Annotated in this window: 18 protein-coding genes; 10 read left to right on the top strand and 8 right to left on the bottom strand. The window is 63.3% G+C overall.

From position 1 onward, the window contains the following. Nucleotides 1–1,051: succinyldiaminopimelate transaminase (gene dapC / locus ADADOO_RS03360; protein WP_511275009.1), on the bottom strand; the 1,051-nt coding region annotated here is incomplete at its 3' end. Between the two features lie 83 nt (nucleotides 1,052–1,134). Between dapC and ADADOO_RS03355 the strand changes: the two genes are divergently transcribed. Then, a complete protein-coding gene (locus tag ADADOO_RS03355) occupies nucleotides 1,135–1,494 on the top strand; it encodes a hypothetical protein (protein ID WP_511275007.1) in 360 nt (119 codons plus the stop codon). A 39-nt stretch (nucleotides 1,495–1,533) separates the two neighbouring features. Here the strand turns inward: ADADOO_RS03355 and ADADOO_RS03350 are convergent, their stop codons facing one another. Next, entirely contained in the window at nucleotides 1,534–4,374 is a 2,841-nt protein-coding gene (locus tag ADADOO_RS03350; protein WP_511275006.1) for an NB-ARC domain-containing protein, read from the bottom strand. A gap of 6 nt (nucleotides 4,375–4,380) precedes the next feature. Next, complete coding sequence (locus ADADOO_RS03345; protein ID WP_511275004.1) at nucleotides 4,381–4,704, bottom strand: antibiotic biosynthesis monooxygenase family protein; 324 nt, start codon at nucleotides 4,702–4,704, stop codon at nucleotides 4,381–4,383. A gap of 183 nt (nucleotides 4,705–4,887) precedes the next feature. Here ADADOO_RS03345 and ADADOO_RS03340 point away from each other — a divergent pair, with 183 nt between their 5' ends. Continuing rightward, on the top strand, nucleotides 4,888–5,826 hold the full coding sequence (locus ADADOO_RS03340; RefSeq protein WP_511275002.1) for a toll/interleukin-1 receptor domain-containing protein: 939 nt from the start codon (nucleotides 4,888–4,890) through the stop codon (nucleotides 5,824–5,826). A 14-nt stretch (nucleotides 5,827–5,840) separates the two neighbouring features. Here ADADOO_RS03340 and ADADOO_RS03335 read toward each other — a convergent pair whose 3' ends face one another. The 3 genes from ADADOO_RS03335 to ADADOO_RS03325 form a co-directional block, all read right to left on the bottom strand. Next, nucleotides 5,841–7,091 (bottom strand): dicarboxylate/amino acid:cation symporter, encoded by a 1,251-nt coding sequence (locus ADADOO_RS03335; protein ID WP_511275000.1) that lies wholly within the window; start codon nucleotides 7,089–7,091, stop codon nucleotides 5,841–5,843. Between the two features lie 159 nt (nucleotides 7,092–7,250). Next, the gene (locus ADADOO_RS03330; protein ID WP_511274998.1) at nucleotides 7,251–7,568 is read right to left on the bottom strand and encodes a hypothetical protein; all 318 of its coding nucleotides are present in this window, start codon (nucleotides 7,566–7,568) and stop codon (nucleotides 7,251–7,253) included. A gap of 16 nt (nucleotides 7,569–7,584) precedes the next feature. Further along, complete coding sequence (locus ADADOO_RS03325; RefSeq protein ID WP_511274996.1) at nucleotides 7,585–8,055, bottom strand: nucleoside deaminase; 471 nt, start codon at nucleotides 8,053–8,055, stop codon at nucleotides 7,585–7,587. Between the two features lie 95 nt (nucleotides 8,056–8,150). Here ADADOO_RS03325 and smc point away from each other — a divergent pair, with 95 nt between their 5' ends. Genes smc through ADADOO_RS03290 form a run of 7 tightly spaced genes read left to right on the top strand, consistent with a single transcriptional unit; the run spans nucleotide 8,151 to nucleotide 17,856 of the window. Further along, the gene (smc, locus tag ADADOO_RS03320; RefSeq protein ID WP_511274994.1) at nucleotides 8,151–11,663 is read left to right on the top strand and encodes a chromosome segregation protein SMC; all 3,513 of its coding nucleotides are present in this window, start codon (nucleotides 8,151–8,153) and stop codon (nucleotides 11,661–11,663) included. Then, on the top strand, nucleotides 11,664–12,917 hold the full coding sequence (locus ADADOO_RS03315; RefSeq protein ID WP_511274993.1) for a cell division protein ZipA C-terminal FtsZ-binding domain-containing protein: 1,254 nt from the start codon (nucleotides 11,664–11,666) through the stop codon (nucleotides 12,915–12,917). Continuing rightward, complete coding sequence (gene ligA / locus ADADOO_RS03310; RefSeq protein WP_511274991.1) at nucleotides 12,917–14,971, top strand: NAD-dependent DNA ligase LigA; 2,055 nt, start codon at nucleotides 12,917–12,919, stop codon at nucleotides 14,969–14,971. Before ADADOO_RS03315 ends, ligA begins: the two co-directional genes overlap by 1 nt. After that, on the top strand, nucleotides 14,968–15,837 hold the full coding sequence (gene galU, locus ADADOO_RS03305) for a UTP--glucose-1-phosphate uridylyltransferase GalU (protein ID WP_511274989.1): 870 nt from the start codon (nucleotides 14,968–14,970) through the stop codon (nucleotides 15,835–15,837). Before ligA ends, galU begins: the two co-directional genes overlap by 4 nt. Continuing rightward, nucleotides 15,838–16,386, top strand: coding sequence for a hypoxanthine-guanine phosphoribosyltransferase (locus tag ADADOO_RS03300; RefSeq protein WP_511274987.1), 549 nt, complete (start codon nucleotides 15,838–15,840; stop codon nucleotides 16,384–16,386). It abuts the gene before it with no gap. Next, entirely contained in the window at nucleotides 16,383–17,084 is a 702-nt protein-coding gene (locus ADADOO_RS03295) for a class I SAM-dependent methyltransferase (protein WP_511274985.1), read from the top strand. Before ADADOO_RS03300 ends, ADADOO_RS03295 begins: the two co-directional genes overlap by 4 nt. A gap of 1 nt (nucleotide 17,085) precedes the next feature. Further along, nucleotides 17,086–17,856, top strand: coding sequence for an S-methyl-5'-thioinosine phosphorylase (locus tag ADADOO_RS03290; protein ID WP_511274984.1), 771 nt, complete (start codon nucleotides 17,086–17,088; stop codon nucleotides 17,854–17,856). Between the two features lie 44 nt (nucleotides 17,857–17,900). Here ADADOO_RS03290 and ADADOO_RS03285 read toward each other — a convergent pair whose 3' ends face one another. Both ADADOO_RS03285 and map read right to left on the bottom strand, forming a co-directional pair. Next, nucleotides 17,901–20,462: a [protein-PII] uridylyltransferase gene (locus tag ADADOO_RS03285; RefSeq protein WP_511274982.1), complete on the bottom strand. Its 2,562-nt coding sequence runs from the start codon at nucleotides 20,460–20,462 to the stop codon at nucleotides 17,901–17,903. Continuing rightward, a complete protein-coding gene (gene map / locus ADADOO_RS03280) occupies nucleotides 20,462–21,262 on the bottom strand; it encodes a type I methionyl aminopeptidase (RefSeq protein WP_511274981.1) in 801 nt (266 codons plus the stop codon). Before map ends, ADADOO_RS03285 begins: the two co-directional genes overlap by 1 nt. A 115-nt stretch (nucleotides 21,263–21,377) precedes the next feature. Here map and rfbD point away from each other — a divergent pair, with 115 nt between their 5' ends. After that, nucleotides 21,378–22,289 carry a dTDP-4-dehydrorhamnose reductase gene (rfbD, locus tag ADADOO_RS03275; RefSeq protein WP_511274979.1) on the top strand — a complete coding sequence of 304 codons (912 nt, stop codon included), beginning with the start codon at nucleotides 21,378–21,380 and terminating at the stop codon, nucleotides 22,287–22,289. Nucleotide 22,290: the final 1 nt, after the last annotated feature.

Below are 22,290 nucleotides of genomic sequence, written 5' to 3'. Positions count from 1 at the left end.
CCACGACATTATAGTGTTCGAGCAGGCCGCGGGCGAACTCGGTGTCGGCGATGGGAGTTTTGGCCCACAGGTAGAAGCTGGCGTCGGGCATGGCCGTGCCGAGTACCTCGGCAATCAGTGGCGTGCAGGCGGCGAACTTCTCGCGGTACTGGCTGCGGTTGTCGAGGACGTGCGCCTCGTCGTTCCAGGCGGCGATCGAGGCCGTCTGCACCGGTGGCGACATGGCGCAGCCCTGGTAAGTGCGGAACAGCAGGTATTTCTTGAGGATGGCCGCATCGCCGGCGACGAAGCCGGAGCGCATGCCCGGCACGTTGGAGCGCTTCGACAGGCTGGAGAACATGACCAGCCGTTCGTTCGAGCGGCCGAGCAGTTTCGCCGCCTGGAGGCCGCTGATCGGCGGGTTGGCTTCGTCGAAATAGATTTCCGAATAGCACTCGTCGGAGGCAATGATGAAACCGTATTGGTCGGACAGGGCGAACAAGATTTTCCAGTCGGCCAGCGACAGCACCTTGCCGGTCGGGTTGGCCGGCGAGCAGACGTAGAAGAGTTGGACGCGCGCCCATTCTTCTTCGCTCAGGCTGGTGTAGTCGAAGGCAAAATCGTTGTCCGGCAGGGAATTGAGGAAACGCGGCTCGGCGCCGGACAGGTAGGCGGCGCCTTCGTAAATTTGGTAGAACGGGTTGGGGCTGACGACCAGTGGTGTATGGCCCCGGCTGGTGTCGATGACGGTTTGCGCAAAAGAGAACAGCGCCTCGCGCGAGCCGTTGACCGGCAGGATCTCAGTTTCCGGATTCAGCGCCAGATCGTAGCGGCGCTGGCACCAGGCGGCGATGGCTTGGCGTAATGCCGGGACGCCCTGGGTGGTCGGGTAGTTGGCCAGGCCTTTGAGGCCGTTGGCCAGCGCCTCGATGATGAAGGCCGGCGTCGGGTGCTGCGGCTCGCCGATGGAGAGTTTGATCTCCTTGTATTCCGGGTTGGGGGTGACGCCGGCGAACAGGGCGCGCAGCTTTTCGAAGGGGTAGGGCTGGAGTTGGGCGAGATGCGAATTCACGGCGAGCGTCGAATGGGTGTAAAAATGGCAATTATCCTCGAAAACCTGAGCGCTGCCTTGTGAACCAACGTGGAATTCCCTTGATGATCGTCGTCGCCTCGCTGCTCGCCGCTTGCGCCTTCGGCTATCGGGCGCGTGGCAGCCTGAGCGATGTCCCGGGCGAGCTGCGTGGCAAAGGGTTTCCTGGCAGTTCGAGCGGCGGCGGGCGTTTCATCCTGGCCAGCCGAGATGGCCGCCTGCAGTGCGACGGGCAGCTTTCTCCGCCAGATATTTCACCCGTGCCGGGCAGTTGCGAGGGCGAGGCCGGAAAAGGCATTGTCCGCTGCAACGACGGAAGGGAGGTGGCGGTACGGTGGACGGCGATCACCTGCCGCTCATTCGAGGGCAGCGGCGAGGATAAATTTGGAAATCGGCTGATTTTTCGGGTTGACCGTGGGAAGTAGTTTTTCGGCCTACTGGTTTGTCTGTGCCGGGCTGTTTCCCTACTTGTCGGCCTGATTTATCTTGTCGAGAGCGGCGGCGAGGGTGGGGATGATCGCCTCGACTTCGCGGGCGTAGTCGGCGGCGGCGCTCAGGATGTCGCCGACGATGGGCGGCGGAAAGAGGGCGGCCGCGATGGTGACGGGATCGGCCTTGGTCAGCGCCGCGTCGAGTTCATCTCCGCTACGTTGTTCGGGATGGCGTTGCCAGTAAATCTGCCAATAGTTGAGCATCGTTTCGCCTAGCGTTGCGCCGGCGGCCCGGTCGGTGCCGGCAAGGCGGGCGGCCTGGCCGGCAATGCGGCTGGTGATTTCCTGGTAGAAAGCCATGGTGTAGGTGTCGGCCGGTTCCGGAATGGCCTGGAAGGCGTAGGCATAGAAAGTCGCCCGCAGGTAGTGCCGGGCGGACTGTACATAATCATGGCTGGTGATGGCCAGGTCGCCGAGCAGTCGGTAATTGTTGGCGAGCAGTTCGGAGTCGCGTTCGGCCAACGGCGCATCCTCGCCCCCGGCGGCGCAGCCGGCTTCGGTCAGCGAGCGCTTGGCGTATTCTGCCGAACCGTCGAGGCTGCCTTGCTCAAGGAGATATTGGGCGACGTAAAAGCACAGCCAGGCCGCCACCCAGAGGTCGCCATCGCGATGGAAAATGTCGTGGGCGGCAGCATAGCGTTTGAGGGCGCCCTCGTGGTCGTGGCGGCCGTAGGCGTAGGCCTCGGCCAACAGGAAGTCGGTGAAGCCGCGCACCCGGCGGGCGTCTTCATCGCGGATGGCGGCGATTTCGCCTTCCAGCCCGAGGCCTTGCCGCAGGCGGGTGAGCGAACGTTCGACCTCGTTCCAGTTGCCACGGGCGGCCTTTTCGTAGCCTTCCGGGTAGGCGTTCTGAAACGTGGCGAGTTGTTCGAGTCCCTGGCGCACCTTGGGATCGACGCTGCGCCGTTGCTGCCATTCGAGCAGGAGGCGCTCGCAGAAGGGGAAGCGCTGGTAATAGCCCCACCACCAGAAGGCGTCGAAATAGACGCGCAGGAAGGCCTGCACGCTGCTTACCGCGTTGCCGGCGTGGGCCAGATGGTAGAGCCAGGCGTCCTTGGTCGCCTGCCAGTCGGTCTGTTCGTAGCGGTACCAGCCGAGGTAGGCGACCGGGTTGTCGTCGATGTCCTGCTGCAATTGCCGGGCGTAGTAATTGACGGCCTGGTGGTGCAGCGCCTGGGATTCGGTCAGCGGCAGCTTGGTCCGGGCATATTCGGCGATCACCCGGTGCATGGTGTATTCGCCGTCGCCGTAGTGCTCGATCAGGCCGATGTCGCTCAGGTCATACAGCACGGCCGCTTCGGTGCCGGCAACTTGCCGGGCGATGTCCTTGGAAAAGGTGTTGGGCTTGGGGCGGAAGATGGCCAGGTTGAGGATGGCCCGCCGCGCCTCGTCGGAGCGCAGGGCGGCGAAGCTGACTTCGATGATTTCGGCCAGCGAATGCGCGCCGGCCTCCTCGTCGGGGTTGATTTCCAGCCGGTGGCCGGCTTCGGCCATGGTCTGGAAGGCGCTTGCGGTGCGGTCGGGGTCGCCGTCCGACGATTCGCGGCGCAGGTATTTGCCGATCAGGACCAGGGCTAGCGGCAGGCCATAGACGGCGCTGACCAGATTGCTCGCCCCATCAAGGTCGTAGGCGACTGCCTTCGGGGCGATTTCGGTGAGCAGCCGGAGGCCGGTCGCGGCATCGAGTTCCGGCACCAGTTCGGGGTCGCCGAGCATGGCGGCGACGTCCTTGCAGCGCGTGGTGATGATGAAGACGCCGCGCGGGACGAGGTGCATGAATTCCCGGGCTGCCTTGTTCTGCCAGACGTCGTCGAGAATGACCAGAATCCGGCGATTGCCGATCGCTGCCTTGACCGTCGTTTTCCAGTCGTCGATGCTGGCCAGGCTGGCCTTGCGTTCGTCGGGAACCTGCAAGGCCGTGGCCCAGCGGCGCAGCTGTTCGCCGACCATGGGCTGGCGCCCGAGGTCGGCCCAGAGTACGCCGTCGAAGTGGTCGAGCAGGCGTTGGCGATCGGCCAGCAGGGCCTGCGCGACTGTCGTCTTGCCGACGCCGGGCAGAAACAGCAGGCTCTGGCTTTTGCCGGCGATGGCCCGTTCCCAGACCTGGCGAACCAGTTCGTCACGGCCGACGATGGCGTGGTCACGGTCGAACTCGGGGGCCAGGAAGGGCGGTTCGAGTTCGGGTGACGGTGGCGGCGCCGCAACCGGCACGGCCCCCGGCTGGCGATCCAGATGCGCCGTGAAACAGGCGCTCAGGAGCTTGCGGAACAAGGCGGCGAATTCGGCCGGGTCGGCGTAGTCGTGGCGGCCACCGGCGGCCGAGCCGTCGGCATTCTGGAGGCGCTCGAGAAAGCTGCCGACGGCCCGGTATTGCTTGAGCTTGGCGTCGAAGTCTGGGTCGTCGAGCTCGACCCGCGGCTTTTCGCTGCGCCGGAAAATCCAGACCTCCTTGCCGGCGGCCAGGGCGTTTTCGTATTCCGAGACGGTGCCGGATTCGTAGCGGCTGCCATCGCTACGCACGCAATCGGCGGAAACCGGCGTGCCGAGCCGGCTCCACAGGATGACGATGGTCAGGTCGCAGGCGCTGGCCGGTCCCTTGTAAAGATTGACGCCGAGCTGCGGGGTGATCCCGGCCGGCATGGGCGAAGGCGCATCGGGGTCGTCGTAGGCAATCGCTTCGCTGGTGATCTTGCCGCGATAGGCCGGGTCGCGCGGCAGGGAGTCGATGACTTCGCGGGCCAGACGCCGCTCGTCGCCGACATCGCCGGGCGAAGAAATGAAAACTCTCAGGTGGAGTGGTGCGCTCGTTGTCACGGCGCGCTAGTCCAGGATCTGCCGGCCACTGGCATCGAACCGGTAACTGCGGAGCGGGGCGCAGACCTGGACCTGGTAGGAGGCGAAGTATTTCTGCCGCCCAACCTCCTGGGCCGCCAGATGCTCCGGATGGTCGCGCCAGGCGGCGAGGGTTTCCTGACTGTCGAACTCGACGATGGAGACGTTTTCGCCATCGGCGGCGGCGAAATCCTTGTAGGAGATGAAGCCGGGCATGGCCGAGGCAATCTCGACCATCCGTTCGCCCAGGGCGGTCAGGGTTTGTTCGTCGATGCCATCCTTGAGTCGGGTACGGAAAACGATGACCACCATGGCTGCCTCCTTCCGGATCGGAATCATGAACCTATCGTCGTTCAAATATTCATATGCGTTGACGGCAGCCGCTGGCCAGGGTTCCCGTCCTTGCGGTAATGTCGGGGCATTCCGGATTTGGCCGATTTTTCCGGTTGACCGTAGCAATCGACGCGAGCCTGTTCCATCAAGGAGACTTGTCCCATGCCTGGAATATTCATCAGTTACCGTCGCGACGATCAGGCCGGTTTTGCCGGCCGTCTGGCCGATGCACTGGTCTCGACCTTCGGCGCGGACAACGTGTTTCGTGACATCGAAGACATTCACCCGGGTGAGGATTTTGTCGTTGCCATCGAGCAGCAACTGGCTGCCGTCGATGTGATGCTGGTGGTGATCGGCCCGGCGTGGCTGACCGTGAGCCGGAATGGCATGCGCCGCCTCGACGAGCCGGATGATTTCGTCCGGCGCGAAATCGAGGCCGGCTTGAAGTCGGGCAAGGCGGTGCTACCGGTGCTGGTCGGCGGGGCAGCGATGTCGGCGGAAAAGGATTTGCCGCCGGCCATGGCGGCGCTGGCCCGACGCCAGTCTTTCATTCTTTCGGATGTCGGATGGACATCGGATGTGGCGCGGCTGGTCGAGACGATCAAACCGTTCTTCCCGGCCAGTCGTCGTCCTGCCCAGCGTTCCCGGCTGCTCTGGGGGCTGGCTGCCCTGGCCGTGATCGTGCTGCTGGCCGTTGGCTTGACAGGCAACTGGCCGGAGCGGTCATCAGCTGGGCCGACGCCGGTTTCCTCTGAACTGGCCCAAAGTCTTTCCGGGCGCTGGTTGGCGACCGTCAAATACGACTGGGGCGCCGAGCACGCCGAGCGCTTCGACCTGCGAGTGGAAAATGGCGAGGTGCATGGCACCGCCAGCTATCTGCGGGTGGCGCGGACCGTTGAACAGGGCGCTATCAAGGGCGAGCAACTCAATTTTGTCACCCACAGCCAGGAGGTGGCAGGCGATGGTCCGGGCCGCGAGGTGACGCATCGTTACCTCGCAACGCTCAAGGCCGGCGAGCTGCATTTTGTGCTGGAAAGCGGTGGGGGCCTTAGCGTCCACACGCCAGTTGAATTCGTTGCCCGGCGGGAAGCCGGGAAATGACGGTTCCTGGCCGGTCAGGCGGGTTTTTCGCTGCCTGATTCGGTCAGTTTCTGGACGATCAGGCTGCCGACCATGTCGCCTTCGACATTGACCGCCGTGCGCACGGTGTCGAGGATGCGGTCGATGGGGAGCAGGATGGCAATCGCCGCGGTGGGCAGGCCGACCGATTCGAGGACCAGCACCATGCTCAGCATGCCAACGCTGGGGATGCCTGGAGCGCCGATGGCGCCGAGCATGGCAACAAAGAAGATGATGAGCTGGTGGGCGAGATCGAGCTCGATACCGGCCAGCCGGGCGACGAACAGCGCGGCGGCCGCTTCGTAGAGCGCCGTGCCGTCCATGTTGGCGGTGGCGCCGAGCGGTACGACGAAATTGGCGATGTCCTTTTTGACGTGCAAATGCTGCTCGGTACAGCGCAGCGTGATGGGCAGCGTGGCAGCGCTCGAACTCGTGGCGAAGGCGGTGATCAGTGCTTCCTTGGCGCCTCTCCAGAAACGCAGTGGCGACATTCGGGTGACCAGCCAGAGGAGCAGCGGCAGGACGACGACGCCGTGGAACAAGGTTGTGCCGACGACGACGCTGATGAAATGGGCGAGGCTGGCGAGCAGATCGGCATTTTGCGTGGCGACCAGTTGCAGCAGCAGCGCGGCGAGGCCGAACGGGGCGAGGTGCATGATCCAGCCGACGATGAGCAGGCAAAGCTCCTGCAATTCCTGAATCAGCACGCGCAGGTTTTTGTAGCGCTCGCCGCCGATGACCAGCGCAATGCCGAGAAACAACGCAATGATGACGACGGCCAGAATGTCGCCCTGGGCCAGCGCCTTGAACGGGTTCTGGAACAGCCCGCGCATGAACTGGGCGAGGTAGTCGGGCAGCGGCATCTGGCGCGCCTGGAAATCGCGCGTGGCGTCGGCGAACATGGCCAGGTGCAGGCCCTCGCCGGGGCGGAACAGGTTGGCGGCGCCGAGGCCGAGGACAATGGCCAGCGCCATCGACAGCGCAAAGAAGGCGAGCGTCGTCGTCCACACCCGGTGCATCTGCTGATGGGCGCGCAGATTGGCAACGCCGCAGACAATCGACGAAAAGACCAGCGGCACGAGCACCATGCGCAACAGATCGAGAAACAGGTTGCCAAGCATCTTGGCGCCGTACAGCGTGTTGCCGACGACGGCATCCGCAGCCGGCTGGGTGGCCAGCCATAGACCGCCGGCGATGCCGAGTAGGCAGCCGATCAGGATCCGGGTGTTGAGCGAGGGACGGGGCATCGGGCGCGTTGAGTTGGAGGTAGCGCCATTTTAGCGGCATTGCCCGGGGTTTCAGTTGGCGTGGCGAACCGGGCAGATTTCAATTTTGACCGTTTTTTCCGGTTGACCGTAGCCAGCCCGGTTGGCCGTCGAAGGGTGGCTTCAGCGTCTCGGGCGCGCTTAACCAAACACCGTGATCTTCAACTTTTCCAGAAAATTCAGTTCGGCCCACCAGGCCAGGCCTCTTTCCCGGAATTCACGGCCTTTTTCAGTCAGGATCAGTTTGATGGCGCCGAATTCGGTTTTGCCGTTGTCGGCGATGAAGCCGGATTCCATCAGGAATTGGGCGATGGCCGGTTGGACCTGTTGGCCGGAGAGTGTCCAGCGCGCGCCGTAGCCATCGTCGTCGCCCGTGAGCATCAGAATGGGCTCGAACGGGCCCATCAGGCGAAGCACCTGCAGGGTTTCGGCGCGTTGCGGGATGGTGTTGGTGTGCATAGTTCTGACCGCCGAATCAATACGGGATTCGATCCGGATTGGCCGCCCAGCGTTCCAGCGGTTCGAGCGAACCGGGCGTTGGGTGGTGTTCCATGACGATGCTGCGCGCCGAAAAATGCCGGTTCAGTTCGCTGTAAAGTTCATCGTCGCAGAAGCCGATGGCGGCTGCTTCGGCCCGGCTGTTGGCGAAGACGATGCGTTCGATGCGCGCCCAGTAAGCGGCGGACAGGCACATCGGGCAGGGTTCGCTCGAGGCGTAGAGGGTGCAGCCGGGCAGGTGGAAATGGTCGGTGCCGGCGCAGGCCGTGCGGATGGCGCTGATTTCGGCGTGGGCCGTCGGGTCGTGGCTGGCGACGACGCGGTTCCAGCCTTCGGCGATGATCTTGCCGTCGCGCACGATGAGGGCGCCGAACGGCCCGCCTTCGCCGCTTTCGCTGCCGTGCCGGGCCAGTTCGATGGCGCGGGCGAGAAACTGGTCATCGGTCATCTGGGCGATCCTTCCTGAGGGCCGGGCGATCAAATAGTCGATGTTATTATACGGCCCCCATCATGGCGGGAGCATGTGCTCCGCCGCAATCAGGCATGCGTCTCACCAAACTCAAACTCGCCGGCTTCAAGTCCTTCGTCGATCCGACATCGGTGGCCGTTCCCGGCCAGTTGGTCGGCGTCGTCGGCCCCAATGGCTGCGGCAAATCCAACATCATGGATGCCGTGCGCTGGGTGCTGGGCGAGTCGAAAGCCTCCGAGCTGCGCGGCGAGTCGATGATGGACGTCATCTTCAACGGCTCGTCGAACCGCAAGCCCGTGTCGCGTGCTTCGGTTGAGCTGATTTTCGAGAACCTGCTCGGCCGGGCGCTTGGCCAGTGGTCGCAATACACCGAACTGTCGGTCAAGCGCACGCTGACGCGGCAGGGGCAGTCGGACTACTTCATCAATAATCTGAAGGTCCGGCGCAAGGACATTACCGATCTGTTCCTCGGTACCGGTCTCGGTCCGCGTGCCTACGCCATCATTGGCCAGGGCATGATCTCGCGCATCATCGAGGCTCGGCCGGACGACCTGCGCGTTTTCCTCGAAGAAGCGGCCGGCGTCACCCGCTACAAGGAGCGGCGCAAGGAAACGAACGGCCGGCTGGAGGACACGCGCGAAAACCTGCTGCGCGTCGAGGATATTCGCCTTGAACTTGGCAACCAGATGCAGCGGCTGGAGGTCCAGGCCGAAGTGGCGCGTCGTTACCAGGGGCTGAACGAACAACTGGTGCTGCGCCAGCAGGTGCTGTGGCTGCTCAAGAAGCGCGAGGCCGAGGCCGAACGGCAACGGCTGTCGTTGGAAGTCGAGCGCGCCGTGACCGATCTCGAAGCGCAAAGCGCCGCCCTGCGCGAAACCGAGGCGCGCGCCGAGGAAACCCGTGAAGCCCATTTCGCCGCCGGCGACGCCTTGCACAACGCGCAAAGCGACATGTACACGGCCAACGCCGAAGTCGCCCGGCTTGAGGCGGAAATCCGCCATCGCCGCGAATCGCGCAGCCAGCTAGAGGCGCGCCTGACCCAGCTTGAAGACGAACTCAAACACTGGAGCGAGACGGCGGAGAAGCTTACGGTCGACCGGCAAAAGTGGGAAGAAACCAAGGAAATCACCCAGCTGCGCGTCGAGGAGGCCGAGGCCAAGCTGCACGAGCACATGAACATTGCGCCGCAGGTCGAGGCCGACCACGCCCAGGCGCAGGAAGAACTGCAGCGCCTCAAGGCGCGGACGACCAACAGCGAGCAAAAACTCGAAGTCGAGCTGACCAACAAGGCGCACGCCCAGCGCGCCCTGCAGGCGATCATTCAGCGTCGCGAACGCTTGCGTGAGGAAACCGGCGGCATCAATCCGCCCGACGAACTCGACCTCGCCGAGAAGGAAGAAGAGCTGGCCCTGCTGCGCGAGGAGTTGGCCGGCGACCAGGATCAGCTCGAGCAGTTGCAGCAGGAAATGCCGCAGCTCGAAGCACGGCGCAAGCAAGCGCAGGGCGAAGTGCAGCGCATCGAACGCGAACTGGCCGCCGGGCAGGCTCGCCGCGCCGCGCTGGAGCAGATGCAGGCACGCACGCAGCAGAGCGGCAAGCTACCGGAATGGTTGCGCCGCCACGACCTCGAAAACGCGCCGCCGCTGTGGCAGAAAATTCATGTTGAAGCCGGCTGGGAAGAGGCGGTCGAGGCGGTCTTGCGCGAGCGTCTGAGCGCCATCGCCTGCGCCGATCCGGCCAAGCTCGACGCCTGGCTGCACGACCGGCCGGAAGCGCGGCTTAGCGTGGTGCTGCCGGGCGATTTTAATTTTGGCCAGAATTTCCGGTTGACCGTAGGCGTGCTATCGGCGCGGGTGCGCAGCGACGAACCGGCCCTTCAGGCCGGGCTCGACGACTGGCTCGGCCATGTGCGCACGGCAGAAACGCTGGCCGAGGCGTTGGGGCAGCGCGCCGATCTGCCGCCGGGGGCGGTCATCGTGACGCGCGACGGCGATCTGGTCAGCGCCGCCAGCGTCACCTTCTTTGCGCCGGATCAGGGCGAACACGGCCTGCTCGAACGCCAGCGCGAAATCGAAGCGCTCGGCGAAGGCATCGCCATGGCCGAGGAAAAGGCCGAGTCCCTCCGCGAACAGCTGCTCATGTTCGACGAGCAGGTCGAAGACAAACTGGCCGAGATGGGCGAAATTCGCCAATACGTCGCCGATCGCCAGCAGCGCGTGCATGCCGTGCAGATGGATGTGCTCAAACTGGCACAGGCCATCGAGCGCCACAAGGAACAGAAGGCCCGCCTGCAGGAGCAATTGGCCGAGTTGGCCGAGGAAGAAGAGGGCGAACGCGAGCGGGAAATGGCCGCCGACGAGCGCATCGCTGAAATCCGCGATGGGCTGAGCCGCATCCGCGTGCTCGTGCACGGCGCGCAAACCCGGCTCGACGAATGCGAAAGCGCCGTGCGCGCCGAGCGCGAGCGCAACGCCGATTTCGACCGCGCCCTGCGCGAAGCGCAGTTCTCGCTACGCGAATGCGACGGCAAGCTGCAGGACGTTTTCGCCCAGCAGGCCATGGCCCAGCGCGAGCTCAACCGTATCGAGAAGGACCGCGCCCAGTGTGCCGAGCAGGTCGAGGCGGCGCCGCCGGATGTCATGGAAGGCGCGCTGCAGGCGGCGCTCGAAGCGCGTCAGGTGGCCGAGCAGGTGCTGGCCGACAAGCGCGATGCGCTCGAAGCGGCAACCAACGCGTTGCGTGGTTTTGAGGAACAGCGCCTGCGTATCGAGCAGGGGCTTGAGCCGTTGCGGGTGCGGATCGGTGATTTGAAGCTGAAAGAGCAGGCGGCAGCGCTCAATACCGAACAGTTCGCCATGCAGTTGCTCGAAGCCGGCGCCAACGAAGAGGCACTGCAAGCCGAACTCGGCAATGCGCGACCGGCTGGACTGCAGGGCGAAATCACCCGGCTGACCAACGCCATCGCCGAACTCGGCGCCGTCAATATGGCTGCCCTGCAGGAACTTGAAACGGCGACTGAGCGCAAGGGCTACCTCGACATGCAGGCGGCCGACCTCAACGAGGCCATGGAAACGCTGGAAAACGCCATCCGCCGCATCGACCGCGAAACGCGCGACCTGCTGCAAAGCACGTTTGATACGGTCAACGGCCATTTCGGGCGGCTTTTCCCGGAACTCTTTGGTGGCGGACGCGCCGAGCTGGTGATGACTGGCGACGAAATTCTCGATGCCGGTGTCCAGGTCATCGCCCAGCCGCCGGGCAAGAAAAATTCGACCATCCATCTGCTCTCCGGCGGCGAAAAGGCGCTGACCGCGATTGCCTTGGTCTTCTCGATGTTCCAGCTCAATCCGGCGCCGTTCTGTCTGCTCGACGAGGTCGATGCGCCGCTCGACGACAGCAACACCGAGCGCTTCTGCGAAATGGTCAAGAAAATGTCAGGGGCAACGCAATTCCTGTTCATTTCCCATAATAAAATCGCCATGGAAATGGCCGAACAGCTGGTCGGCGTCACCATGCAGGAAAGCGGTGTCTCGCGCGTGGTGGAAGTGGATATTCAGGAAGCCTTGAAAATGAGGGATGCGGCTTAAATGACCGAGCTTCAATTAGGATTGATCGGGCTGGGTGCGACGGCAGTGGTCGGCGTCTTCGGCTACAACAAATGGCAGGAATACCGCCAGCGCAAACTGGCCGAGGCGGTGCTCAAGCCGCATCACGCCGACATTCTGCTCGGCGACGGGCCGAAGACGCCGTCGCAACCGCAGGTGGTTGAGCGCAGCGAACCGGCCTTTCGCGTAGACACGCCGGCGCCCGGTGGTGAGCGCGTCGAACCGGTTTTCGTCGATCCGCATCCGACATTGCCGTCGGAGGACATGATTGCCGCGACGGACGATATTCCCCTGCCCGAAGCGCCGGCTTTCCAAACACCGGCGGCGCCGGCACCGATGTTCGCGCAGGCTCCAGCCGATATTTCGGCTGACATGCCGGATGATGTTCCAGACGTTCCTGCCGGCGCCTTGCCAGCCGAACTGCTCGACCCGCGGCTCGAATTCATCGTGGCCATGGAACTGGTCGAGCCGGTTTCCGCCATGGACATCATCCATTCGCAGCGTCCCGCCCTGGTCCGCCTCAGCAAGCCCGTGCATTGGGTCGGCTACAACGAGCGCAGCCGCGAATGGGAACGCCTGGCGTCCGATAGCGACCTCAAGCTGCGCCGCCTGCGCGTCGGCCTGCAACTTGTCAATCGTCAGGGCCCGCTTTCCGAAGGCGACATGACCATCTTCACCAACGCCATGCAGGCGCTGGCCGACGAGCTGATGGCCGTGGCCGACATGCCCTCGTCGCAGGTCCTCGACCAGGCGGCCGAAATCGATCAGTTCTGTGCTGCGGTCGACCTCGAAATCGGCCTCAATCTGGTCAGTCGTGGCAGTGCCTTCACCGGCACCAAGATTCGCGCCCTGGCCGAAGCGGCCGGCCTGGTGCTCGGCCTGGGCGGTGTCTTCACGCGCTACGACGACAACGGCCGTGTCCTGTTCAGCCTGCAAAACTATGAAAGTACGCAGTTCTCGGCCGACACGCTGCGCACGTTGACGACCCACGGCCTGACTTTCCTGCTCGATGTGCCGCGTGTCGATCACGGCGAACGCACCTTCACGCAGATGACTGAGATCGCCAAACGCTTCGCCGAAACGCTCAACGGTGCGCTGGTCGACGACAATCGCCAGCCGCTCAGCGAATCGCAGCTCGACCACATCCGCCGCGAATTCATCGGCAAGCCGCAGGCGACGATGGCCAGCTACGGCCTGGTAGCCGGTTCGCCCCAGGCCCTGCGGCTGTTCTCCTGATGGTCGCTCCCGCCGTGGCAGCGGAGCGCGCGGCCGAGCTGCGCGCCGAGCTGGAGCGTCACAACCACGCCTATTACGTCCTCGATACGCCGACCATTCCGGATGCCGAGTACGACAAACTGTTCCGCGAATTGCAGGGGCTGGAGGCTGACTATCCCGAACTGCTGACGGCCGATTCGCCGACCCAGCGCGTCGGTGGCGCCGCGCTCAAAGAATTCCCGCCGCGCCGGCACGGCGTGCCCATGCTCTCGCTCAACAACGCTTTTGCGCCGGAGGAAGTCGAAGCCTTCGATAAGCGCGTGCGCGACGGGCTGGAGACGATTGCCACGGTCGACTACGCCGTCGAGCCGAAATTCGACGGCCTGGCCATCAGCCTGACCTACGAAAAAGGCGTGTTTACCTGCGGCGCCACCCGCGGCGACGGCGTGACCGGCGAGGAAGTGACACCCAACCTGCGCACCGTACGCAACATCCCGCTGCGCCTGCACGGCGAGGGCTGGCCGGCGCTGATCGAGGTGCGCGGCGAAGTGCTCATGTTCAAGGCCGATTTCGCCGAGCTCAATGCCCGCCAGCGCCAGCGCGGCGACAAGGAATTCGCCAACCCGCGCAACGCCGCCGCCGGCAGCCTGCGCCAGCTCGATTCGAAAATTACCGCCAGCCGGCCGCTGTCTTTCTTCGCTTACGGCGTTGGCGCCGGGGCGGATGCGCTGGCCGTCAAAACGCACAGCGAACTCATGGAAAAACTCGCCGCCTGGGGTTTTCCGGTGGCCGCCGAGCGCGCCGTCGTGGGCGGTGCCCACGGTCAACTGGAATTTTTCGCCAAAATTGGAAGCTTGCGGCCGGGTCTGCCCTACGACATCGACGGCGTAGTCTATAAGGTCAACCGGCTCGACTGGCAGGCGCGCCTCGGTTTCGTCTCACGCGCCCCGCGTTTCGCCATCGCCCACAAATTCCCGGCCGAAGAGGCGCTCACCGAAGTGCTTGGCATCGATGTCCAGGTCGGCCGCACCGGCGCGATTACCCCGGTCGCCCGGCTCAAGCCGGTTTTCGTCGGCGGCGTTACGGTGACCAACGCGACGCTGCACAACGAGGACGAAGTCCGCCGCAAGGATGTGCGAGTCGGCGATACCGTCATCGTCCGCCGGGCCGGCGACGTTATTCCGGAAGTCGTTGCCATCGTCCCGGAAAAGCGGCCGAGGCGCGACCTGTTCGGCGGCGAGCCGCTGCATCCGCCGTTTGAGCTGCCCAAAATTTGCCCGGAATGCGGGTCGACCGTAGCCAGGGGCGAGGACGAAGCCATCGCCCGCTGCACCGGTGGCCTTTATTGCCCGGCCCAGCGCAAGCAGGCGCTGTGGCACTACGCGGCGCGGCGGGCCATGGACATCGAAGGCCTGGGCGACAAGATTGTCGATCAGCTGGTCGATGCCGGCCTGGTTCATACGCCAGCCGATCTCTACGGGCTGACCGTCGAAACGCTGGCCGGGCTCGACCGCATGGGCGAAAAATCGGCCCAGAACCTCGTCGCTGCCATCGATGCCAGCCGGCAGACGACGCTCGCCCGTTTCATCTTTGCGCTCGGCATCCGCAATGTTGGCGAGGCGACGGCGCGCGATCTGGCCCGGCATTTCGGCAAGCTCGATGGCATCATCGCGGCCGATCGCGCAACCTTGCAGCTGGTGCCCGATGTTGGGCCGATTGTCGCGGCCAGCATCGTCACTTTCTTCGCTGAGTCGCATAACCGGGAAATCATCGCCCAGCTACGCGCTGCCGGCCTGCATTGGACGGAAGGCGAAGCGGCAGATGCCGGGCCAAAGCTGCTGGCCGGCAAGACGCTGGTTCTGACCGGCACGCTGCCGAGGCTCAAACGCGACGACGCCAAGGCGATGATCGAAGCGGCTGGTGGCAAGGTGGCTGGCTCGGTATCGAAAAAAACCGATTTCGTGGTCGCTGGCGAGGAAGCTGGCTCCAAGCTGGAAAAGGCCTTGGAGCTGGGCGTCGCGGTGATCGATGAAGCTGAATTGTTGAAATTGCTCGAAAAGGGAGTTCAAGAATGAAAAAAGTTCGCAAAGCCGTATTTCCGGTGGCCGGTATGGGCACCCGTTTTCTTCCCGCCACCAAGGCCAGCCCGAAGGAAATGCTGCCCATCGTCGACAAACCCTTGATCCAGTTCGCCGTCGAGGAAGCGGTTGCCGCCGGTATTACCGACATGGTCTTCGTGACCGGCCGTTCCAAGCGCTCGATCGAAGATCACTTCGACAAGGCCTACGAGCTCGAAAGCGAACTCGAAGCGCGCGGCAAGAGCGAATTGCTCGACTTCGTGCGCAACATGATTCCGAAAAATATCAACTGCATCTACATCCGCCAGGCCGAAGCCCTTGGCCTTGGCCATGCCGTGCTGTGCGCCAAGCCGGTGATTGGCGACGAACCGTTCGCCGTGATCCTGGCCGACGACCTGCTCGACGGCAACCCGCCGGTCATGAAGCAGATGACTGACACCTACGACTACTACTGTTGTTCGGTGCTCGGTGTGCAGGATGTGCCGCGTGCCGACACGCGCAGCTACGGCATCGTCGATGCCCGCGCCGTGGCTGATCGGGTCGAGCAGATCAACGCCATCGTCGAGAAGCCGAAGCCCGAGGATGCCCCGTCGACGCTGGCCGTGGTCGGCCGCTACATCCTGACGCCGCGCATCTTCCATCACCTTGAAAACGTCAAGCCGGGCGCCGGCGGCGAAATCCAGCTGACCGACGGCATCGCCTCGCTGCTCAGCGAAGAGCAGGTTCTCGCCTATCGCTACGACGGCACGCGCTACGATTGCGGCTCCAAGTTGGGCTACCTGCAGGCGACGGTCGTTTTCGGCCAGCGCCACCCGGAAGTCGGCGCCGAATTCGATGCGTACCTGAAAAGCCTGGGAGGCTGAATGGATTTGCAAAAAGCACAGGCCATGCTGGCCAATGCCGAATTGATTCACAGCGAGGCGGCGGTACAGGGGGCGGTGGCCGAAGTCGCCGCGGCCGTTCGCGCGCGCCTCGCCGACAAGTACCCGCTGGTCCTCTGCGTGATGACCGGCGGCGTCGTCTTCTGCGGTCAACTGCTCACCCAGCTCGATTTTCCGCTCGACTTCGACTACCTGCACGCCACGCGCTACGGCCCGGAAACGCAGGGCGGCAAGATTTCCTGGCGCTCGGCACCGTGGACCTCGGTCAAGGGGCGCTCGGTGCTGGTCGTTGACGACATTCTCGATGAAGGCGTGACGCTCGCCGCCGTCAAGGAAAGCCTGCGCCGCATGGGGGCCGAAGAGGTGCTGACTGCCGTCTTTGCCGACAAACTCAACGGCAAGGTCAAACCGATTGCCGCCGATTTTGTCGGCCTGACCGTGCCCGATCGCTTTGTCTTCGGCTTCGGCATGGATGCTGGCGGCGTCTGGCGCAACCTGCCGGCCGTCTATGCCATGAAGGACGACGCATGAGTGGTACCACGGTCACCGAGTTCATCGGTTACTGGGAAACTGAAGGCCAGGCCTACGTCCGGCGCGGCGATTACGACTGGATGGCAGCGCTGGTCCCCGGCCAGCGCGTGCTGGAAATCGGCTGCGGCGTTGGTTTTGCCACGCAGGCGCTGGCCAGGCGTGGTTTGACCGTGCTCTCCATCGATTCGCTGGGCGAATGCCTGGAACTGACCCGGCAACGCGTCGAAGGTGCCGATGTGACGCTGCTACTGGCTGATCTGACGGCACTGACCGACGCGCAGCGCGCCGCCATCGAAGCCTTCGCGCCCGATACGGTGGTCTGCTGGCTGATGGGCGCGCCAGCCGAGACGACCGGCGCGCTGCCGACTGATGCCGGCCGCGCGGTCATCGCCTACCGCGAAAAGCTGCATCGTCTGGTCGCCGAGCTGGCCGCCGGGTTGCCGACCGTGCAGGCTTTGCATTTCGTCGATCGCACGGTGATTCCGTGGCAGGCCAAGGACATTGGCCGCGATACGCTGGTCAATTACCATGGTGGCAAAACCCTGCTCGACCTGCCATTTGTTGCGGTGCGTGCCAACGCCCTCTACCGCAAGCTGGGCGACGATACGGTCAACAACGCTCCAAACCGAAAAATGCACCCGTCGCTCAAGGGCGTGGTGCCGACGCTGGCTTCGTTGCTGGCGGAAAGGAAAAAATAATATGTTGGCAATCATCGGCGGCAGCGGCCTGACCACGCTGTCCAATCTCGACGTTTCGCACCGCGAAGTCGTCCGCACACCTTACGGCGAAGCCTCCGGCGCGCTGGTTTTCGGGCAGATCAGCGGCCAGCCGGCGGTTTTTCTGCCGCGCCACGGCTACGGCCACACCATTCCGCCGCATATGGTCAATTACCGGGCCAATATGTGGGCACTGCATCACCACAAGGTGACCGGCATCATTTCGGTCGCCTCGGTCGGCAGTATTCGCCCCGACCTGCAGCCCGGCGACATCGTCCTGCCCGATCAGATCATCGACTACACCTGGGGCCGCAAATCAACGATGTTCGACGGCAACGGCACGCCCGTTACCCACGTCGACTTCACCGAACCCTACGATGCCGAGCTGCGCCGGCGCATTCTGGCGGCTGGCCAGCAATTGAGCATCGAGATCAAGGTCGACGCGGTTTATGCCGCGACGCAGGGGCCGCGCCTCGAAACCGCAGCGGAAATCAATCGCCTGGAGCGCGACGGGGCCGATGTCGTCGGCATGACCGGGATGCCGGAAGCCATCCTGGCTCGCGAACTCGGTTTGCCCTATGCCGCGATCAACGTCGTCGCCAACCATGCGGCGGGCCGTGGCAACAGCATCAACGGCATCCACTTCGAAAGCCTCGAGCACGTGCTGCACGAGGCGATGGGGCGGGTCAAGTCGGTCATCGAGACGCTGGTCGGCAGTACCGATAGTTGCCAGCCGATGGGGATGTCGGTTTAGTCGGGAGTAGGGAGTTATTAGTAGTTAGCGCTAGCGACTAACAACTAACCAACCTTCAGACGTTCCATCAGTTCGGTTTCCAGCCTGATGCGTTTGCTGGTGTCGCGCAGGTCGCCACCGCTGATCAGGAAAACGTCTTCGGCTCGTTCGCCGAGCGTCGTGATTTTGGCGGTATGCAAATAGGCACCGTGCTCGGTGAGCGTGTTGGCCACTGTGTAGAGCAGTCCGGGGCGGTCGGCGGCGGTCAGCGACAGGATGAAGTGCGATCCCTTTTCGTCGCCGTGAATGCCGACTTCGGGCTTGATCGGGAAATGCTTGACTTGCCGCGACAGGCGCCCCGCCGACGGGACATCAATCGGCATCTGAAGGACTAGCCGCTGTTCCAGTTCGTGCTCGATGTAAGCGACCATTTCCCGGTCGTTGTCGCGGTTTTCAACATCCAGCACGACGAAGCTGTCGAGCGCGTAGCCATGCGCCGTGGTGTGAATCTTGGCATCGACAATGCTGTAGCCGGCGCGGGCGAAGAAGCCGACGATGCGGGCGAAAAGATCGGGCTGGTCCTGGGTGTAGACCATGACCTGGAGGCCGTCGCCTTCCTGGTAGGGGCGGGCGCGGACGACCGGCTGGTTGTTGTAGATGCGGTAGTGCAGTGAGCGCGTGTGCCAGGCAATTTCTTCGGCCGAATGGCGCAGGAAATAAACGGTGTCGAGCTGCTTCCACAGGCGTTCGTGGACGGTGTCGGAGAGCGCGAAGAAGCGTAGCAGGCGCATTGCTTCGGCCTGGCGTTCGGCGATGACGCCGTGCGTGGCGGGCGCTTCGCCACGATTCAGGTGGTGCTGGGTGAGGTAGTAGAGATCGGCCAGCAGCTTGCCTTTCCAATGATTCCACACTTTCGGGCTGGTCCCCCGGATGTCGGCGTGGGTCAATAGGTAGAGCGCCTGCAGATGGCGGATGTCGCCGACCAGTTTGACGAATTTGTCGATTACGTCGGGGTCGCTGAGGTCTTCCTTTTGGGCGACGTGCGACATGACGAGGTGGTTCCTGACCAGCCAGACGACCAGTTCGCTGTCTTCCACGGTCAACCGGTGATTTTGGCAAAATTCCAAGGTGTCGACCGTACCGAGTTCGGAGTGGTCGCCGCCGCGGCCCTTGGCAATATCGTGGAACAGCGCGGCAACGTAGAGTAGCCACGGACGTTCCAGTTCGCTGACGATGCGCGAGCACAACGGGTATTCGTGGGCGAATTCGCTCATCGTGAAGCGGCGAAGGTTGCGCAGGACTTGCAGGATGTGCTGGTCGACGGTGTACACGTGGAACAGGTCGTGCTGCATCTGGCCGACGATGCGCCCGAAATTGGGCAGGTAGGCGCCCAGAATGTCGAGCTGATTCATGCGCCGGAATTCATGAATGATGCCGCGCTCGCTTTGCAGCAGTTTCAGGAACATCGCCCGGTTGGCCGGATCGGCGCGAAATTCCGGGGTCATCTGCTCGCCGGCCCGCCACAGGGCGCGTAGCGTGCGCGTGGTCATGCCCGAAAGCTCGTGGGTTTCTTGCATAACCAGGAAGCTGTCGAAAATGGCCGATGGCTCTTTTTCAAACAGGGCTTCGTCCCGGACGTCAAGCAGGTTGCCGACGATCTGGAAATGCTCGTCGAGCGGCTGTGGTGTCTGTTCGTTTTCCGGGGTCAGCGCCGACGCCATGTTTTGCAGCAGGATGGTGTTGAGCAGGCAGACCGATTTGGCGTTGCGGTAGTAAACCTGCATGAGCTGTTCGGAGGCGCGCTTCGCCTCGTTCGAGACAAAGCCGTATTTGGCGGCGAGGTTGCTCTGGTAGTCGAAGAGCAGTCGATCTTCGCGTCGCCCGATCATCAAATGCAGGCGAATGCGCAGGTGGGAGAGGTAGGCCTGGCACTCCCGAGCCTGGATCATGCCTTCCTGCGTGATGATGCCGTTTTTATGCAAGTCTTCCCAGGTCGCACCGTAGCCGGCTGCCTTGGCGATCCAGAAAATGACCTGAAAGTCGCGCAGGCCACCCGGGGAATCCTTGCAGTTGGGTTCCAGGCTGTACGGCGTCTCGTTGAAACGGAGATAACGCTCCTGTTGTTCGATCCGCTTGGCTTCACAGAAGACGAGCGGGTCGAGATGGCCGCGCAGCCGTTTCTCGAAGGTGGTGAACAGCTTGGCATTGCCGGTCAGCAGGCGTGCCTCAAGCAGCGCGGTTTGAACCGTGATGTCGTTTTCGGCTTCGTTCAGACAGTCCTGGATGGTGCGGACGCTGTGCCCGATCTCCAGGCCGATGTCCCAGAATGAGCTGATCAGCCGCTCCAGTTTTTCCTGGAGAACGCCATTCGCTTCCTTGGGAAGGAGAATCAGCAGATCGATATCGGAGGCCGGGTAGAGCTCGCCACGGCCGTAGCCGCCGACCGCGGCCAGGGCCAGGGTGGCCGGAAAGTCGAACGCCCCCCAAAGTTTTTCGAGAACGCTGTCGACCTGCTGGCTACGCTCGGCGAGCAGGGCTTTGGCATCGTTGGTTCGTTCGTAGTTTTCCTGCAGACGGATTTGCGCCGCCTTGACTTCAGCGCGCAGGGCGGCAACGTCGCAAGGCATCAGTTGATCCAGTCAGGCTTGGCGCGGCCCCCGGTGGAAAGCGTCATGATTTCGTAGCCGGTCTCGGTGACCAGTACGGTGTGTTCCCATTGCGCCGACAGGCTGCGGTCCTTGGTGACGATGGTCCAGCCGTCGGCCATTTCGCGGATGGCCGCCTTGCCGGCATTGATCATCGGCTCGATGGTGAAGATCATGCCCGGCTCCAGCCGTGGGCCGGTGCCGCCCTTGCCGTAATGCAGCACCTGCGGGTCTTCGTGGAACTTGGCGCCGATGCCGTGGCCGCAGAATTCGCGGACGACCGAGCAGCCGTTCTTTTCGGCATATTTCTGGATGATCGCGCCGATGTCGCCGAGATGGGCGCCCGGCTTGACGACCGAAATGCCCAGCCACATGCACTCAAAGGTGATTTCGCACAGGCGTTTGGCCTGGATGGAACCCTCGCCGACGATGAACATCCGGCTGGTGTCGCCGTGGTAGCCATCCTTGATGGTCGTGATGTCGAGATTGATGATGTCGCCATTCTTCAGCACCCGTTCGCCGGGAACACCGTGGCAGACCTGCTGGTTGACCGAGGTACAGATCGATTTTGGGTAAGGGTTGTAGCCCGACGGCGCATAGTTGAGCGGGGCAGGGATGCAGCCTTGTACATCGACCATGTAGTCGTGGCAAAGCTTGTCGAGTTCGTCCGTGGTGATGCCAGCCTTGACGTAAGGTTCGATGTAGTCGAGGACTTCCCCGGCCAGGCGCCCGGCAATTCTCATTTTTTCGATTTCTTCTGGGGTCTTGATGCTGATGCTCATGGCGGCTGCTCTGTGGTGCGTTGGGAAGGGGCAAGGATAAATGATGGGGCGGGTTTCGCAAAGCTGAGCGCGGCCAGCGTGGCATACTTGCGCTCTTCGATTTGTGAATTTTCTGATGACGATTCTTCTGCTCGGCAAGGATGGCCAGGTTGGCTGGCAACTCCAACGTTCGCTGGCGCCGCACGGTGCTGTGGTGGCTTGTGGCCGCGCTCAGTGCGATTTGTCCGATGCGGCGCAGATTCGTTCCGTCGTTCGCCAGGTTCAGCCGTCGGTCATCGTCAACGCAACGGCTTACACGGCTGTAGACAAGGCCGAGTCGGAACCTGATCTGGCGCATCGAATTAACGCCGAGGCCCCGGGCATTCTGGCCGCGGAGGCCGCCGCACTCGGCGCCTTGCTCGTCCATTACTCGACCGACTATGTCTACGACGGCAGCAAAACCACGTCTTACGTCGAAACCGATCCGACTGCGCCGCAGAGCGTTTACGGGCAGAGCAAGCTGGCCGGTGAGGAGGCGATTCGCGCCGTCGGCGGGCGGTCGCTGATCTTCCGCACGAGCTGGGTCTTTGGCGCGCGCGGCGGCAATTTCGTCAAGACCATCCTGCGTCTGGCCCGGGAAAAGGATAGTCTCAATGTTGTTGCTGACCAGGTCGGTTCGCCGACCCCGGCAGCGCTGATCGCGACGGTGACCGGCGTCGTGTTGGCCATGATTCGCCACGGTCAACCGGAAAAAATGGCCAAAAATGAAATTTACCATCTGGCTGCCGCACGGCCGGTTAGCTGGTGCGAGTTCGCCCGGACCATCGTCGAACTGGCCGGGCAGATGCCGGGTTTCAACCTGTCCCTGAAGCCGGAAGCGATTCACGCCATCACGACGGCAGAGTATCCGACGCCGGGCCGGCGCCCGGCCAATTCGCGTCTCGACTGCACTCGCCTCGAAAGCGATTTCGGCTTGCAGATGCCCGACTGGCAACCCTATCTGGAGCGCATGCTGCAGTTGCTGGCGCTCAAGCAGAACGGTTATTGAG

It is taken from the genome of Azonexus sp. (assembly GCF_036170495.1).
GTDB lineage: Bacteria > Pseudomonadota > Gammaproteobacteria > Burkholderiales > Rhodocyclaceae > Azonexus.
Note: the sequence above shows the minus strand (reverse complement) of the source record. Positions and strands in the feature narration are given on the sequence as shown.